General features: G+C 48.8%; 12 protein-coding genes. 10 read left to right on the top strand and 2 right to left on the bottom strand.

The features are described 5' to 3' along the window. Positions 1–10: 10 nt before the first annotated feature. The 8 genes from AOT11_RS07985 to AOT11_RS07950 all read left to right on the top strand — a co-directional run bounded on the left by AOT11_RS07985 (position 11) and on the right by AOT11_RS07950 (position 8,981). On the top strand, positions 11–1,318 hold the full coding sequence (locus tag AOT11_RS07985) for an anaerobic C4-dicarboxylate transporter (RefSeq protein ID WP_017419761.1): 1,308 nt from the start codon (positions 11–13) through the stop codon (positions 1,316–1,318). 143 nt (positions 1,319–1,461) lie between these two features. Then, the gene (locus tag AOT11_RS07980) at positions 1,462–3,258 is read left to right on the top strand and encodes a protein-disulfide reductase DsbD (protein ID WP_026050336.1); all 1,797 of its coding nucleotides are present in this window, start codon (positions 1,462–1,464) and stop codon (positions 3,256–3,258) included. 185 nt (positions 3,259–3,443) lie between these two features. Next, the gene (locus tag AOT11_RS07975) at positions 3,444–4,079 is read left to right on the top strand and encodes a response regulator transcription factor (protein ID WP_026050337.1); all 636 of its coding nucleotides are present in this window, start codon (positions 3,444–3,446) and stop codon (positions 4,077–4,079) included. A gap of 150 nt (positions 4,080–4,229) precedes the next feature. Next, positions 4,230–4,853, top strand: coding sequence for a MarC family protein (locus tag AOT11_RS07970; protein ID WP_017419764.1), 624 nt, complete (start codon positions 4,230–4,232; stop codon positions 4,851–4,853). Positions 4,854–5,068: 215 nt separating this feature from the next. Next, complete coding sequence (locus AOT11_RS07965; RefSeq protein ID WP_011079229.1) at positions 5,069–5,335, top strand: DUF4212 domain-containing protein; 267 nt, start codon at positions 5,069–5,071, stop codon at positions 5,333–5,335. Between the two features lie 12 nt (positions 5,336–5,347). Beyond that, positions 5,348–7,048 (top strand): sodium:solute symporter family protein, encoded by a 1,701-nt coding sequence (locus AOT11_RS07960; RefSeq protein ID WP_017419765.1) that lies wholly within the window; start codon positions 5,348–5,350, stop codon positions 7,046–7,048. Positions 7,049–7,249: 201 nt separating this feature from the next. Next, the gene (locus AOT11_RS07955) at positions 7,250–7,795 is read left to right on the top strand and encodes a DUF6795 domain-containing protein (RefSeq protein WP_017419766.1); all 546 of its coding nucleotides are present in this window, start codon (positions 7,250–7,252) and stop codon (positions 7,793–7,795) included. A gap of 1 nt (position 7,796) precedes the next feature. Then, positions 7,797–8,981, top strand: a complete 1,185-nt coding sequence (locus AOT11_RS07950; protein WP_017419767.1) for a lipase family protein — start codon at positions 7,797–7,799, stop codon at positions 8,979–8,981. A gap of 42 nt (positions 8,982–9,023) precedes the next feature. Here the strand turns inward: AOT11_RS07950 and AOT11_RS07945 are convergent, their stop codons facing one another. Then, positions 9,024–12,458 carry a PAS domain-containing hybrid sensor histidine kinase/response regulator gene (locus tag AOT11_RS07945; RefSeq protein ID WP_026050338.1) on the bottom strand — a complete coding sequence of 1,145 codons (3,435 nt, stop codon included), beginning with the start codon at positions 12,456–12,458 and terminating at the stop codon, positions 9,024–9,026. A 92-nt stretch (positions 12,459–12,550) separates the two neighbouring features. Next, positions 12,551–13,741 (bottom strand): 3-phenylpropionate MFS transporter, encoded by a 1,191-nt coding sequence (locus AOT11_RS07940; protein ID WP_026050339.1) that lies wholly within the window; start codon positions 13,739–13,741, stop codon positions 12,551–12,553. Positions 13,742–13,954: 213 nt separating this feature from the next. Between AOT11_RS07940 and AOT11_RS07935 the strand changes: the two genes are divergently transcribed. Together AOT11_RS07935 and AOT11_RS07930 are read left to right on the top strand one after the other, a co-directional pair. Beyond that, positions 13,955–15,781 (top strand): DUF294 nucleotidyltransferase-like domain-containing protein, encoded by a 1,827-nt coding sequence (locus AOT11_RS07935; RefSeq protein ID WP_026050340.1) that lies wholly within the window; start codon positions 13,955–13,957, stop codon positions 15,779–15,781. Between the two features lie 66 nt (positions 15,782–15,847). Continuing rightward, positions 15,848–16,483 (top strand): 3'-5' exonuclease, encoded by a 636-nt coding sequence (locus AOT11_RS07930; protein WP_017419771.1) that lies wholly within the window; start codon positions 15,848–15,850, stop codon positions 16,481–16,483. The last annotated feature ends 158 nt before the right edge of the window (positions 16,484–16,641 follow it).

The raw sequence follows: 16,641 nt of genomic DNA, 5'->3' as shown, positions 1-16,641 counted from the left end.
GTAACAATCTATGGTAGCGGTCGAGTTATTAGTCGTTCTGCTCTTTATCTATTTAGGGGCACGAATTGGTGGCATTGGTATTGGTTTCGCTGGTGGTGCGGGTGTTATTGTCCTGTCGCTGATTCTAGGCGTACCAACCAAACAAGCATTTATTCCTGTTGACGTTATTTTGATCATCATGTCTGTGATCACCGCTATTGCCGCAATGCAAGTGGCTGGTGGTATGGATTGGCTGGTTCAAATTGCGGAAAACTTCCTGCGCAAACATCCTGAACGTATTACCTTCTACGCGCCTATCGTCACTTTCTTAATGACGTTGATGGCGGGTACCGGTCATACCGCATTCTCAACGCTGCCTGTTATTGCCGAAGTAGCAAAAGGCCAAGGCGTGCGTCCTTCTCGCCCATTGTCGATTGCCGTTGTCGCATCACAAATCGCGATCACTGCTTCACCGATTTCTGCGGCCGTGGTGGCGTTTGCGGCCATGTTGGCGCCGTTTGGTGTGGACTACTTAACACTGCTTGCGGTTTGTATCCCAACCACATTTGTGGCGTGTATGATCGGTGCTTTGGTGGCGAACTACATGGGTAGCGAGCTGAAAGACGATCCTGAGTATCAAGATCGCCTTGCGAAAGGTCTTATCAAGCTCAGCACTGAAACACAACGTGAAATCCTACCAACTGCAAAAACCGCGACTTACATCTTCCTTGGCGCGATTGCGTTTGTGGTTTGTTACGCAGCGGCTATTTCAAGCTCTGTTGGCCTGATTGAAAACCCAGCGCTTGGCCGTAACGAAGCGATCATGACAGTGATGTTGGCTGCCGCCGCAGCGATTGTGATGTTCACTAAGATCGATGCATCAAAAATCCCTTCTGCAGCGACTTTCCGTTCAGGTATGACGGCGTGTGTGTGCGTACTGGGCGTGGCTTGGTTAGGTTCTACATTCGTTAATGCTCACGTCGATGGCATTAAAGATGTCGCTGGTGCTTTGCTGTCTGACTACCCTTGGATGCTGGCATTGGTACTGTTCTTTGCCTCTATGCTGCTGTACTCACAAGGCGCAACCACGGTTGCTCTTATGCCTGCTGCACTGGCGATTGGTGTAGCGCCACTTACTGCGGTCGCTTCTTTTGCTGCCGTGAGTGCGCTGTTTGTTCTACCAACTTACCCAACCCTATTGGCTGCCGTAGAGATGGATGATACAGGTTCAACCCGCATTGGTAAGTACGTGTTCAACCACCCATTCTTTATTCCGGGTGTAGCGACCATCGCTTCTGCGGTTGCGCTTGGCTTTGCCTTTGGTAGCCTATTTATCTAAGTAAAACGAGTCTTACTCATGGGAGCTTCGGCTCCCTTTTTTAATTTTCTGCACATAACCTCCCTATCCCTGAAACTTTCTGCACCGTTTCTAGGTCTGATTGAGTTAGACTAACCTCCATTCATCTTTTGACCTTGTTGATTATGCGCGCAGTATTGACCTTTTTCGTGATCGGATGGCTGATGATTTCCTCTCCAGCCATGGCCTTATTTGGCAACAATCAAACCAGTACATTTGGCTCTGGCTCAAATGATTTTGTTCCTGTTGATCAGGCCTTTCCTTTTAACTTCTTCCAACAAGATCATCGCTTAACCCTCGACTGGCAAGTAAAAGAAGGTTATTACCTTTACCAGCAACGTCTCTCTTTCAGTGCTGAAAACGTGACCTTAGGTGACATTCAGATGGAAGATGGCCAGCCGTACCGAGATGAATTTTTTGGCGACGTGAACATCTATACCCATCCATTGTTCGTCAACATTCCAATGCAAGACTGGCAGCCTGGCGCCAAAGTGATTGTGCAATACCAAGGCTGCGCCAAAGCGGGCTTTTGTTATCCGCCAGAAACGCGAGTGATCGATATTGCCTCGTTTACTAATGGCGACATGGCACCAGCAACGACACTGGCACAAACTCCCCGCCACCTTGAAACATCAACAACGAACACCTCAACGCCTCAACCTCTGACCGAGCAAGATCAGTTGGCTTCAGGCTTAGCCGATAACTGGTGGACGCCACTGCTGTTCTTGGCACTCGGTGTTGGCTTGGCCTTTACTCCTTGCGTACTACCGATGTACCCAATTCTGACCAGCATCGTATTAGGCAGCGGTAAACTGAGTCAGCGACGCGCGCTTGGCCTCTCTCTGGTCTATGTTCAAGGCATGGCACTGACCTATACCTTACTGGGTCTGGTTGTCGCTTCCGCTGGCTTACAGTTCCAAGCCGCTATGCAGCACCCTTATGTGTTGATCGGTCTGAGTATTCTTTTTGTCACCTTAGCGCTCTCCATGTTTGGGGTGTATACCCTACAACTGCCTAGCGGTGTGCAAACCTGGCTGAACAATTTGAGCAATAAGCAGCAAGGGGGCAGCAGTGCGGGTGTTTTTGCCATGGGGGCCATTTCCGGTTTGGTCTGCTCGCCTTGTACCACAGCACCGCTTTCTGGGGCACTGCTGTACGTGGCACAAAGTGGTGATCTCTTGACGGGTGGCGTTGCACTGTATGCCTTAGCCATGGGCATGGGGATTCCTTTGATTTTGGTCGCCGTGTTTGGCAATAAACTGCTCCCCAAAGCCGGCGGTTGGATGGATCGCGTTAAAACGCTGTTTGGCTTTGTGTTATTGGCAGCGCCTATCTTCCTATTGGAGCGCATTCTTCCTGAAATGTGGTCAACCGCGCTATGGTCTGCCTTGGGCATCGCGGCGTTTGGCTGGCTTTACCATGTGAAAAATAGCTTGGAGTTTGGTGGTTGGAAGCAAAGCGCGGTGGGCATTATTGCCGTATTGGGTTTATTTGCCTCCGCTCAGCCTGCCCTCAATTATTGGTTTGCCGACAGCACTCAACAGGCACAAACCAGCGAAGTGAGCTTTATTAAAATCCGCAACGTCGAAGAGCTTCAACAGCAATTAGTGTTAGCCAAACAAGCCCAAAAACCTGTGATGCTCGACTTCTATGCCGATTGGTGTGTGGCATGTAAAGAGTTCGAGAAATACACCTTCCACGACCCAGCAGTGGCAGCTCAACTCAAACAATTTGTGTTGCTTCAAGCTGACGTAACACGTAACCAAGCGCAAGACATTGAGCTGCTGCAGGCCCAACAAGTGCTCGGCCTACCGACGATCGATTTTTGGGATGCGCAAGGTAATCCCGTTTCAAACGCCCGACTCACTGGGTTTATGCAAGCGGCACCTTTCTTGGCGCATATCCAACGAATTTCCAACTAACCGATTCAAACGCCAGCAAAACCTTGCTGGCGTTTTTCTTACCACATTCTCACCTTCACAACGAAGGTATATGCAAACTCTCTAATAAAAGTCGATTTACATCAGACTTTTAGCGTATAAAGATTGTCCACACTCTTAAAGCTGCAATAATTCCATTAACGAAATAGTTAAAAGTGTTTAACGTCATGGATTCGACCTACACCATCATCATCGCCGATGATCACCCCCTGTTCCGTAATGCGCTGTTTCAGTCTGTGCATATGGCGGTCAGTGGTGCCAACTTGCTAGAAGCGGACTCACTCGATGCGTTGCTGAACCTTCTTATACGCGAAGAAGAGCCGGATTTACTGCTGCTTGACCTCAAAATGCCCGGAGCCAATGGCATGTCAGGTTTGATCCATCTCCGTGCAGAGTATCCCGACCTGCCCATCGTTGTGGTCTCTGCTAGTGAAGAACCGGCGGTGGTCACACAAGTAAAAAGCCACGGTGCTTTTGGCTTTATTCCTAAATCGAGTGATATGCGCACACTGGTTTCCGCGCTAAACCAAGTACTCAATGGCGATCCTTACTTCCCTGAAGGATTGATCACCAATAACGCAGCCTGTAATGACCTGGCCGAGAAAATCGCCGCATTAACACCACAGCAATACAAAGTGCTCGGCATGCTCTCCGATGGTTTGCTCAACAAGCAAATTGCTTATGAACTGAATGTCTCTGAAGCGACCATCAAAGCGCATATGACGGCTATTTTCCGCAAACTTGGGGTGAAAAATCGTACCCAAGCGGTGATCATGCTGCAACAATTAGAGCCAGAGCAATAAGTCATCTCCCTCATCACCTAAGCTGATTTAGTTATATAAGTTCACACTTTTATGACGTAAAAGACTTAAGTTATCGCTACACTTGCACGGCAGCGGCAGCACCCTCGCTGCCTTTTCATCCCTCTGTTATTCACTCTGGGAGGCTATACTTTGTTAAGTATTCTCATCACGCAATTCGTTGTTTTATGGGCCGTGATCGACCCTGTTGGTTCAGTTCCTGTCTATCTATCACAAACACAACACCTGACCGCCAAACAACGCCGTTTAGTCGCACTGAAAGCGGTAGGAATATCTGCAGGCGTATTGCTGTTTTTCCTGATCGCCGGACAAATGTTACTGGAAGCCATGCAAATTCCATTACCTGCTTTTCAAGCGGCTGGTGGCCTTGTGCTACTCCTATTCGCATTGAGTATGATTTTCGGTGAAAGTAAACCCGAGCAAGAGCAGAAGTTGAGCGAAGAGTTGGATAAATCCGCCCTTGCAGATTTGGCCGTCTACCCGCTGGCTATTCCTTCGATCGCGTCACCGGGCGCCATGATGGCGGTAGTGATGCTGACAGACAACCATCGCTATTCCTTTGCTGACCAAGCGATGACCGCGGCGGTGATGATGGCAGTGCTATTGATTACGCTGGTTTTGCTGCTCGGTGCCAATACGATTCAAAAATGGATTGGTAATGTAGGCGCCGCCATCATCAGCCGTGTGATGGGCTTGATCTTGGCCGCCGTCGCGCTCAACAATTTGCTCCAAGGCATTAAAGATTTTTACCTGTAGCACGAGTGATGTTTTAGACCTTTGGCTAATTTAACATCAAATTAACATCCTAAAATCTGCTATCCACCTCACTAAACGCCCATTTTTCGGGCGTTTTTGCTTTTTATCGCCCCGACTAAAGTTGCACAGATCCCTTGACTCAACACTGCTATCTTAGGAAACGTAACATTACGTTAACACTTATCTATTCAGACGAGAAACACAAGGAGAAGGCCATGGCGTTCGAATCAACAGAACATGCTCAAGCCTACTGGAAGGAAAACTTGGGGATCATGGGATCACTGCTAGCAGTATGGTTTTTAGTGTCATACGGCGCTGGAATTTTATTTGTCGATGCACTTAATGCCATTCAGTTTGGTGGCTTCAAGCTCGGATTTTGGTTCGCTCAGCAAGGGTCGATCTACACCTTTGTGGCGCTGATCTTTGTCTACGTTGTCCGCATGAATGCGCTGGACAAGAAGTACAACGTGCAGGAAGACTAAGAGGTTTAGGAAATGGATATTCAAACTTGGACGTTTATTCTTGTCGGTATCACTTTTGCTCTGTATATCGGCATCGCAATCTGGGCCCGTGCGGGATCAACCAGTGAATTCTATGTTGCTGGCGGTGGTGTTCACCCAGTCGCCAACGGCATGGCAACCGCAGCGGACTGGATGTCTGCGGCATCATTTATCTCTATGGCAGGTATTATCTCGTTCATTGGCTACGATGGCACGGTATACCTGATGGGTTGGACCGGTGGCTACGTACTTCTCGCCCTTTGTTTAGCACCTTATCTACGTAAGTTTGGTAAGTTCACCGTGCCAGATTTCATTGGTGACCGTTACTACTCAAGAACGGCACGTTTGGTTGCGGTATTCTGTGCTATTTTCGTATCGTTTACTTACGTTGCTGGTCAAATGCGTGGTGTGGGTGTGGTATTCGCACGCTTCCTCGAAGTTGACATCAACATGGGTATCATCATCGGTATGGCGATCGTGTTCTTCTACGCGGTTATGGGCGGCATGAAGGGCATCACCTATACGCAGGTAGCGCAATACTGTGTGCTTATCTTTGCCTTCATGGTTCCGGCGATCTTTACTTCATTAATGATGACAGGTAACCCTGTACCTCAGCTTGGCTTTGGTTCGACCATGGCAGGCAGCGATGAGTATCTACTCACCAAACTGGATGGTCTAACGCAGGAGCTAGGCTTCACCGCCTATACCGATGGGTCGAACATGGTTGACGTCTTCTTCATCTGTGCGGCGCTCATGGTCGGTACTGCGGGTCTTCCACACGTTATTATTCGCTTCTTTACCGTACCAAAAGTCTCTGATGCACGTATCTCTGCTGGTTGGGCATTGGTGTTCATCGCGATTCTTTACACCACCGCACCGGCTGTGGCAGCGTTTGCACGCGTTAACATGATCGACACCATCAATGGTCCAGACATGCAAGGTGTCGCTGGCACAGAAGCACCAAGCTGGTATAAAAACTGGGAAAGCACTGGCCTAGTGGCTTGGGAAGACAAAAACGGCGATGGCAAGATGTTCTACTCTGGCGATGAACGCAACGAGATGAAGATCAACCGCGATATCATCGTACTGGCTTCTCCAGAGCTAGCGAAACTACCAAACTGGGTTGTGGCACTATTGGCAGCCGGTGGTCTGGCAGCAGCACTGTCTACCGCAGCAGGCCTACTATTGGTTATCTCAACGGCCATTTCGCATGACTTGTTGAAGAAAGGCTTTAGACCCAATATGACCGATAAACAGGAGTTAATGGCTGCGCGGATTGCATCAGCGATTGCCATCGTCGGTGCAGGCTACTTGGGTATTAACCCTCCAGGCTTTGTAGCACAGGTTGTGGCCTTCGCCTTCGGATTGGCAGCTTCATCCTTCTTCCCAGCCATCATCTTGGGTATCTTCTACAAGAAGATGAACAAAGAAGGCGCTATCACAGGTATGTTGGCAGGTATTACCTTTACTGCGGCTTACATTGTTTACTTCAAGTTCATTAACCCAGCAGCGAGCACACCGGATAACTGGTTGTTCGGTATCAGCCCAGAGGGCATTGGTACACTCGGTATGTGTCTGAACTTTGTGGTAGCGATTGTAGTGAACAAGTTCACCGCCGAAGTACCAGCAGACGTACAAGAAATGGTTGAGTCCATCCGCTACCCGAAAGGAGCTGGCGCAGCGCACGACCATTAATCCACACTTTAGAGCTTTATTGTAGGGATTAAGCTCCGAGGAAACGCAAAGCCGATGCAACTGCATCGGCTTTTTTTTAACTAAAAATATGAGATCTATTAATTACACCACAACTCAGATACGTGTCCAAAAACGAACAACTAGCTTTATCCCTTAAAAAAACATTCGCTATATTAAGCTCCATTTATCAGCGGAAGAATAATGAACACCACTCAGTTAATGGCAGCACTACTCTTCATTTCTTTCCCACTAACAAGCCAAGGTAATATGTTGAGTATTTTTGATTTCTTTAAAAAGAATGAGTATGTCTTAAGTCCAGAGATCTCTGGACACCTTACTCAAGACGGACAAGCATTTTCGCATAGAGACGTTTATCTTGAAGGCGGATTCTTAAAACATCGATATAACGATAAGACACAAACCGATCTGAATGGCTATTTTCATTTTGAGCCTATGGTTCATGCTCAGTGGCTGAAGAAATCCCCGTTAAATCAGGCTTATTCTTATATTGGTATTTACATTTTAATTGAAAATGAAAAGACATATCTATGGGAATCCATATTGGGATACGAACAACCATTTAATTTTATTAAAAACAACTTAAATAACCTTAATTGCAACATCAGCACACCTGATTATCTCTACTATTTTAAAAACCCTGTAGTACCTAATGGCGTTGATTTGATGCTACTAAGCAGATGTGAAATTAAGGGATATAAACGTAGAGAAAAGTATCAAGAGGATTAAAATGGCAACTCTAACACCAAAACTGGCATCACAAATAGCAAATATTCCATACGAAATTTACTTTGGTTCCGGGAGGATGGCATTTTCAGGATATTTTTCCAAACACTTTTCCTTTGCAGAAGAAAACTCTCTTAGCGGCAAGACTGGAGGTATTCCACTGTTAGAGAGCGTTCCTATTCTGAGAAAAGTCATTCCAGGTGCAATGCGAACTTCAGAAGCATTTGCGGTTATTGGTATTGGCAAAGGTGTGTATCAAGATGAACTCGTTGTCTCTATTCGTGGCACACAAAATGCGAATGATTGGATCACAAACTTTAATATTGGTTACAAAGGTGCTCCAAATGGCTCAATAGCTCATGCCGGATTTATCAATTCATTCAATAGTATTAAAAATCAACTCCATCAACATTTATCTAAAAATCGTACCCCAAAAAAAATTCACTGTGTTGGACACAGCCTAGGTGGAGCATTAGCATCGCTTTGTGCAGACTGGCTGAAAAGTGAGTACGCTTGTCGAGTCAATCTCTACACATTTGGCGCACCACGTGTAGGTCTAGAACAATACGCTATTAAGTCGGGTAATAGAGCAGATAAAATTTTCCGCTGCACTCATGGTGGTGATCCCGTCCCTATGATTCCACTGTGGCCTTTTGTCCACGCCCCTTATCAAGGTCAGGAGTATCGTTTAGACAGTTCAACCAAAGTCTGTATAAGCGCTCATGCAATGTCTGCAGATGAAAGTCCTGGGTACTTAAATACAGCGAGTGCTGAAGAGTGGGGAGCACTAAAAACCAAAGCGAACCAATATTTACACACTCCAGTCAGACTGAAATTTGAACACAGAAATCAAGCCTCATTTTCTGAATACTGGGCAAACAAAATCAGTGCGGCTCTCATTACATTGTTGAAAGATACACTCCTTCTCGCCACTGTGACAGCTCAAGCAGCTATCTCGAGTGGTCTGACTTTTTATGACTTACTTTCTAGGCATCTTGAGAAGGTAGCGAAAGCATCAAAAGTGAGAGAAATACAGGTCCGCGGTTTGCTCGGTCATATGTTGGTTTTTGCAGGAAAGCCAGTCGTTGCCATTGAAGATATGACGGCAAGTTTTATTCGAAAAGTATTTGAAACTGTGATTGGTAAACTCTACCGAGTCGCAAAACAAGCCATTCTAGCAGTCCGCTAAGCCCTGATAGAATCTAAAAAGACCTCTTATGAGGTCTTTGGGTTAATAATTTACACGATTCAACACCGCTCTCAGCTTGAGCGGTTTAACGGGTTTGGCAATAAAGCTAAAGCCATTGGCTTTGATGCCTTGCATCATATCATCGGTGCGGTCGGCGCTGATGATCACCCCTTCAAAACGGCTGCCCAATCTAAGCTTACATTGCTGGAGCACTTCTAAACCTGTGCGACCTTCATCAAGACGATAGTCGGAGAAAATCACATCCGGATGCCAGCCACCGTCCAGTGCTTTCAAACTTTGCACAATGTCAGTAGCGGTTTTCACTTCACACCCCCAACGCGCCAAAAGATTCTCCATACCAACCAAAATATCGGGCTCATTATCGACACACAGAATACGTAAGTGACTTAACTCAGATTGCGCTTGGGCAGGCTCCGCCATTGGCAACGCTTGCACTTGCTGGGCACGATCCAGAGTAATAGAGAACACACTGCCGCGGCCATGCCATGAACGCATCGAAATCTCATGCCCCAACACTTGCGCGATGCCTTTGGAAATAGCCAGCCCTAGGCCCAATCCTTGATCGGAGCGCACTTGGGTGCCACGGCTGAACTCTTCAAAGATCTCTTGCTGCTTATCTTCTTCAATGCCCATCCCGTTATCCCATACATCGATACGCACCCGTTCACCGACTCGGCGCACCCCAAGCGCAACCTTGCCATTAGGGCTATAGCGAAACGCATTGGTTAGGAAATTTTGCACCACACGGCGCAGCAATTTTGGATCAGATGTGACGTTGAGTGACGACGGGATCATGCAAAACTCGATGCCTTGTTGTTTGGCCAGAGCACTGAATTCCGCATTCAAATTCGACAACACATCATTGACAGCAAAGCCATGCACGTGCACATCCAACTTGCCTGACTCCAGTCGCGAGATATCCAGCAAATCACCAATCAAATCTTCCGCAGCCCCAAGGGCGCTTTCAATGTGATGCGCCAGCTTGCGGCTTTCATCGTCCTTGGCTACTTCCGAGAGTGATGAGGCAAACAGACGCGCCGCGTTGAGTGGTTGCATCAAGTCGTGACTCACCGCTGCCAAAAAGCGCGATTTTGAGCGCGATTCCAGATCCGAACGCTGCGTTGCCACCACCAACTGCTTGTTCAGTTGCTCAAGCTCTCTTGTGCGTAAATGAACACGTTCTTCGAGCGTTTCATTGGCTTCTTTCAGTGCTTGTTCTGCATCACGGAACACTGTGATATCGGTAAAGCTCATCACAAAGCCGCCGCCGGGCATGGGGTTACCTTGCACTTCAATCACGCGTCCATCGGGGCGAATGCGTGACGAGGTATGCCGCGTGCCTTGTTCCAAATGGTAGACTCGACGACGCACATGATCTTCTGGATCTCCAGGGCCACATAAACCTTGCTCGGCATTATGACGAATCACATCGGCAATCGGTCGGCCCACTTGTATCAGCCCCGGCGGAAACTCAAACAGTTCCAAATAGCGTTGGTTCCACGCCACCAGCCTAAGCTGTTTGTCCACCACGGCAATGCCTTGGCCAATATGCTCAATCGCCCCTTGCAGTAGACCACGGCTAAAATCATACAACTCAGACGCTTCATCGACGATGGTCGCGACTTCCTCCAATTGCATGTTTCTGCCTTGTAGCGCCGAAGTAAGGACTAACTTCGCCGACGAAGCCCCAAACACCCCAGCCAATACCCGCTCAGTATGACGAATCAAAGTTGAGGGAGCTTGTTGGTTCGGCAATAAGGTTTCTCTTTGCTGCGACCAATAGTGAGCAAAGGCATTTTTCACCCGATTGCGCCCAACAAAGCGGGAGGCCAGCATCTCTAGCTCGCCCACGGTGACGCGGCTTTGATAGAGGCTGATGTTTTCATTTTCAGGCAATGGCGTACCAACAAAAGACGCCGATTGTAAGCGCTCACTTAGGCTTGGACGGGTTAGCATCGAAACGACAAGGAAGCAGAGCGCGTTAACGGTAACACTGAGGAACATCCCCCAGTCAGAGGCCTTAACGCCCATCTCCCCTAATACATCTGGTGGTGTAATCAACCAAATCAGCAAGTTGCTCTGCGCATTCCCGGCCAACATGTCGGTTTGGCTCATCAACGTAATCAACCATAAGGTAAAGCCCGCCGCCAAGCCCACATACACCCCTTTTCGGTTACCTTGACGCCAGTACATACCACCAATCAAGGCCGGGGCAAACTGGGTGATCGCGGCAAATGAGAGAAAGCCAATCGCTGAGAGTGAATGAATCGCGTCCAGTGCTTGGTAGAAGCCCCACGCACCAATTAACAACACCAGAATCAACGCCCGACGAATGCGCAGTAATAAGCCTGAAAAATGGTGGTGATTACGGTTAGACAGGCGCATACGACGCAGCAGTAACGGCATCACCAAATCGTTGGACACCATGATGGCGAGCGCGATGGTAGAGACAATCACCATGCCACTGGCTGCGGACGTGCCGCCAAGGAAGGCCAACAAGGCGATGTCATTTGCACCAAACGCCATCGGCAAGCTGATCACATAAGTATCGGCAGGGCTGCCAGAGAGCAAGCTTTGCCCCGCCCACGCAATCGGCAGAACAAAAATGCCCATCAAAATCAGATACAGCGGGAAGAGCCAACGCGCGGTATGCAGATCTTGCGCGCGTTCATTTTCCACCACCATGGTGTGAAACTGACGCGGCAAACAGACAATCGCCAGCATGGTCAGCAAAGTATGGATCAGCAAGGTGGCGATATTGGGTGATTGATACGTGGCGGCGGCAACACTGCTGAGATCGACCTCTTGATGCTGCATCGCCAGCCAGACGATAAACATTCCCACCACGAGAAATGCCACCAGCTTAACGATCGATTCAAAAGCTATCGCCATCATCATGCCGCGGTGATGCTCGGTGTTGTCGATATGACGGGTGCCAAACAGCATGGTGAATACCGCGAGAGCCCCCACCACAAACCAAGAAACGCCAGAATCTTGATAGCCAAAACGGCTCGAGAGATCGGGTGCGATAATCTCAAGCCCCATGGTGATGCCACGCAATTGCAGGGCGATATAGGGCAAAATCCCCACCACGGCGATCAAGGTCACCACCACAGCAAGCCCTTGCGATTTGCCATAGCGCGCAGCAATAAAATCCGCTATCGAGGTAATGTGTTCGCGCTTGGCAACAAGAATGAGCCGCGCTAAGACGCGCCAACCAAGGGTAAAGACCAGAATCGGTGCAATGTAGATCGGCAAGAAAGACCAAGGATTATTGCTCGCCTGCCCCACCGTGCCGTAAAACGTCCAAGAGGTGCAGTAAACCGCAATCGATAGGCTGTAGATCCAAGGCCGCCAACGTGCCAACCAATTTTTTTGCCTATCTCCATACCAAGCGATGAGGAACAACACTCCTAAATACGCTAACGATACGGGTATCACCAACCATCCTTGCATGTGACATCCTTTCTCTTGGTCAATAAAAAACCTCTCCATACGGGAGAGGTTTCATTTAACTAAGGATAGTTTTTAATCTCAATCTCTTAGGATTAATTCTGTGCATTGGGCTCCGCTTTCGCCACGCTAATATCCTGAACTTGGCTGGTGACAGGTGCGACTTTGATAAACAGTGCCACCAGCCCCATGGCCGCCATCACCCAGAATACGTTCGCCCCCCAGAGCTCAAAGCCCCAACCACTAAAGGCCGTCATCGCCGCAATAAAGGCGCCCAGTGGCAATGCGTTGTACAGTGCTTGTAGCGCCACCATTTTGTGCTCTTCTGAGTTTTGAATGTATTGAATGGCAGCGATGTGCGCCATCGCAAATGTCACGCCGTGCAGCAACTGCACCAACACCAAACCCAACAACAGCGTGGTCGAGGCGGTAATGCCCCAACGCAACATGACGCCAATCGATGCCGCGACAAACAACGCACGCAGCGACCAGCCCGCAAACAAGCGCTTACTCAACGCAAACACCGCCACTTCCGATACCACACCAAGGCTCCACAAATAGCCGATGATCTCTTCCGAATGGCCCGCTTGCTGCCAGTAGATCGCACTAAAGCTGTAATACGCGGCATGGCTGCCTTGAATCAGAGCCGCCAGTAGCAAAAATTTCACCACAGGGCCGTCGGTCAGCAGTTGCGTCAGCTTCGGTCTTTCACTGTGATGTTCGCTGCGCGTCACCGGCATCACATTGGCACTGCGCATACTCAACAGCAAGGAAACAAACACCCCCACCAAGGCGGTGTACAGAATCATGTCGGTGCCATAGAGGGAAATCAGATACCCCACCACGGTCGAGCCCGCGATAAAGGCGATCGAGCCCCACAAACGGGTGCGACCATAATCGAGCATCTTCAATCTTGCGTAGTAGTTGGCAAGCGCATCGGATAACGGCACGACTGGGCCACAACACAAGTTAAACAATACCGTCGCTAACGCCATCAGCCAAAAACTGCCACCCGTAAAGAAGTGGAAACCGACAAAAATCAGCGCAGCAAAACTGAGCCAACGGAGCGCCGGCATAATGTGCTCGGCCTTATGGATACGTGGCGTGATCACCATGTTCGCCACACAGCGTGTCGCTAAGCCAATACCGACCAGCAAACCGATGTCCGTGGAGGAGACGCCCTGTTCTTTAAACCACAGCGACCAAAATGGCAGATAGACGCCATAGGCAAAAAAGAAACCGAGAAAATATTGCGAAATCCATCCATAAGGAGACGGTTTGAACATGATGGTGATCCTAGGGTCTGTTGACCTAAAAACTGACGAGAGAAAAATCGGCGTCATTATGACTTGCCTTGTAGATGAGAAAAAGGGAATTCTCCGCCACAGATTGTTTCCTCTAATCGGCCTAATTGGAGTGAATTAGACCAAAGTCGTCTGGAGAGTCAGGAGAAATTTGTCAGACTTACAGCATATGCCTTGCTGGTTTTGGATGCTGCCATGCCTGATAAATTTAATATGCAATCGCCCCCGTTTGATCGCTTGAGCGAGGGGCAACAACACCTCTTACGTTCTTCACTGGATGTGGCCTATTTTCGCACTAAAGATGTGGTGCTCGCCGCGGGGCAACCGTCTCCGCATCTGCATATCTTGATCAAAGGCGCGGTCGAAGAGCGCTCTGCCAACCAACAAGAAGTGTTTGCTCACTATGCCAATGACGATATGTTTGATGTGCGCGCCTTGTTTGAACCAACCGTGCGTCATCAGTATGTCGCGCTCGAAGATACCTTAAGCTATTTGCTGCCCAAGGCCATTTTTCTCGAGCTGTACAATGAAAACGGCCAATTCGCCGCTTATTTTGATAACAACCTCGCCAAGCGCCAAGAGCTGATAGAGGCAGCGCAGCAGCAACAAAATCTTGCCGAATTCATTCTCACCAAAGTTGATAAAGCCATTTATCATCCGCCGAAAATTTTGTCGCCTGAGATGCCGATCAATCAGGTTACGCGCACACTCAAAGAGAATGGCATTGATGCCGCCTTGGTGCGCCTCAATGACGACGATGAGCGGCTACTCAACCATCCCAACGCTCACCCTTATGCGATTGTCACTCGCACCAACATGCTCCACTCAGTGATGCTGGATGACAAGCCACTCGACACGCCAGTGGGCGATATTGCCACCTTCCCCGTTTTCCATGTCGATGATGGTGATTTTCTCTTTAATGCGATGATCACCATGACACGCAATCGCATGAAGCGCCTCATGGTGTGCGATGGTCATCAAGCCGTAGGCATGTTGGACATGACGCAAATTCTCAGCGCCTTCTCCACCCATTCCCACGTGCTCACTTTGAGCATCGCGCGCGCTTCCTGCGTTGAAGAGCTCGCCTTAGCGTCGAATCGCCAGCGTCAGTTAGTGGAAAGTTTGCTGAAAAACGGCATTCGCACCCGCTTCATCATGGAGCTGATTTCCGCCGTCAATGAACAGATTATCGAGAAAGCGTTTGAGTTGGTTGTTCCACCCGCCCTTCACGATCACTGTTGTTTGATCGTTTTAGGCTCAGAAGGGCGTGGGGAACAAATCCTCAAAACCGACCAAGACAACGCACTGATCATCAAAGATGGTTTGGAATGGCAACAAAGTAACGGGGTGATGCAGCAACTGACACACACCTTGCAGCAACTTGGCTATCCGCTTTGCCCTGGCAATGTGATGGTCAATAACCCTAAGTGGGTCAAAAGTCAGAGCGATTGGCGCAAAACGCTCACCGCGTGGGTACGCAGCGCCAAACCAGAAACGGTGATGGATTTAGCGATTTTTGCCGATGCACATGCTGTGGCGGGCAATAAGGCATTGCTTGAGCCCGTGAAACAGCACCTCTCCGAGTTGATGGCGGATCAAGAACTGATTTTGACCGAGTTCACTCGACCTGCATTGAACTTTTCAGTTCCCCTCACCCTCTTTGGCAACGTCAAAGCCGACAAAAGCGGCCTCGACATCAAACAAGGTGGCATCTTCCCTATTGTTCATGGCATTCGCGCTTTGAGCTTGGAGTACGCACTGCAAGAAAACAACACCTTCGACCGTATTGAGGGGTTAGTGGCACGCAAAGTGTTAGAAAAAAGCACGGCCGCAAACCTAAGCGAAGCGCTCAAGCTGTTTTTTAAACTGCGCTTGGCGCAGCAACTTGCCGAGCAACACAGCAACAACAAACTCAACTTAAAACTGCTCGATCGTACTGAGCGAGATTTACTGCGCCACAGTTTGCACGTGGTGAAAAAATTCAAACAGTGGCTGGGTTATCACTATCAAATCAAAGATTAACTTGGCTCAATGGACCATCACGACCAAAGGCTATACGGCTAAGGTCTTACGCGCGCAGGATTTTGTATGAACTGGTTTCGTCGTCAATACTGGTACTATCGATTGAAAGGGTCGCCCTATCAGTCGCTGTTTTGCACGCCCAATAACAAAGAGTATGTCTCTCTCGACTGTGAAACCACCAGCCTTGATCCCAATCGCGCGGAGTTAGTCACCATTGCCGCGACCAAAATCATCGACAATCGCATCATCACCAGTAAACCGTTCGAAGTGCGTTTGCGTGCGCCACAGTCTCTCGATTCTGGTTCAGTGAAAATTCACAAGATCCGCCACCAAGACTTGGTCGATGGGCTGAGCGAGAAAGAAGCGCTGCTCAAACTGATTGATTTCATCGGCAATCGCCCATTGGTGGGCTACCACATCCGCTACGATAAGAAGATTCTCGATTTAGCCTGCTTACGCCACCTCGGTTTTCCCTTAGCTAATCCGCTGGTGGAAGTCAGCCAGATCTATCATGACAAGCTGGAAAAACACCTACCCAACGCCTATTTCGATTTGAGTTTGGATGCGATTTGCAAACACCTCGATTTACCCATCCAAGACAAACACGATGCGCTGCAAGATGCGATTGCTGCAGCTTTGGTGTTTGTGCGACTCACTCGTGGCGACTTGCCAAGCCTATCATTTCCTTACGTTTCGTCGTGAATTTCACTTATTAAATGCCACAACCAAACCCCGCTATATCCTAAAGTCTAATTGTCGAAAGCCTCCAACTGATTGACAGTTAGAGGCATACGGATTCCCCCTTTCGTGATTGAGGCGTGTTTAAAACATCATCAAACCGCATCACGAAGGCAAAGGCA

Source organism: Vibrio vulnificus NBRC 15645 = ATCC 27562, assembly GCF_002224265.1.
In the GTDB taxonomy this organism is placed as follows: Bacteria; Pseudomonadota; Gammaproteobacteria; order Enterobacterales; family Vibrionaceae; genus Vibrio; species Vibrio vulnificus.
The sequence above is the reverse complement of the archived record's forward strand: the minus strand, read 5'-3'. Positions and strand labels throughout refer to the sequence as shown.

Excerpts from the sequence above, each read along its gene's own strand:
- AOT11_RS07985 (WP_017419761.1), top strand. The coding sequence starts at position 11 with ATGGTAGCGGTCGAGTTATTAGTCGTTCTGCTCTTTATCTATTTAGGG.
- AOT11_RS07955 (WP_017419766.1), top strand. The coding sequence starts at position 7,250 with ATGAACACCACTCAGTTAATGGCAGCACTACTCTTCATTTCTTTCCCA.
- AOT11_RS07965 (WP_011079229.1), top strand. The coding sequence starts at position 5,069 with ATGGCGTTCGAATCAACAGAACATGCTCAAGCCTACTGGAAGGAAAAC.
- AOT11_RS07950 (WP_017419767.1), top strand. The coding sequence starts at position 7,797 with ATGGCAACTCTAACACCAAAACTGGCATCACAAATAGCAAATATTCCA.
- AOT11_RS07975 (WP_026050337.1), top strand. The coding sequence starts at position 3,444 with ATGGATTCGACCTACACCATCATCATCGCCGATGATCACCCCCTGTTC.
- AOT11_RS07935 (WP_026050340.1), top strand. The coding sequence starts at position 13,955 with ATGCCTGATAAATTTAATATGCAATCGCCCCCGTTTGATCGCTTGAGC.
- AOT11_RS07930 (WP_017419771.1), top strand. The coding sequence starts at position 15,848 with ATGAACTGGTTTCGTCGTCAATACTGGTACTATCGATTGAAAGGGTCG.
- AOT11_RS07940 (WP_026050339.1), bottom strand. The coding sequence starts at position 13,741 with ATGTTCAAACCGTCTCCTTATGGATGGATTTCGCAATATTTTCTCGGT.
- AOT11_RS07960 (WP_017419765.1), top strand. The coding sequence starts at position 5,348 with ATGGATATTCAAACTTGGACGTTTATTCTTGTCGGTATCACTTTTGCT.
- AOT11_RS07980 (WP_026050336.1), top strand. The coding sequence starts at position 1,462 with ATGCGCGCAGTATTGACCTTTTTCGTGATCGGATGGCTGATGATTTCC.
- AOT11_RS07945 (WP_026050338.1), bottom strand. The coding sequence starts at position 12,458 with ATGCAAGGATGGTTGGTGATACCCGTATCGTTAGCGTATTTAGGAGTG.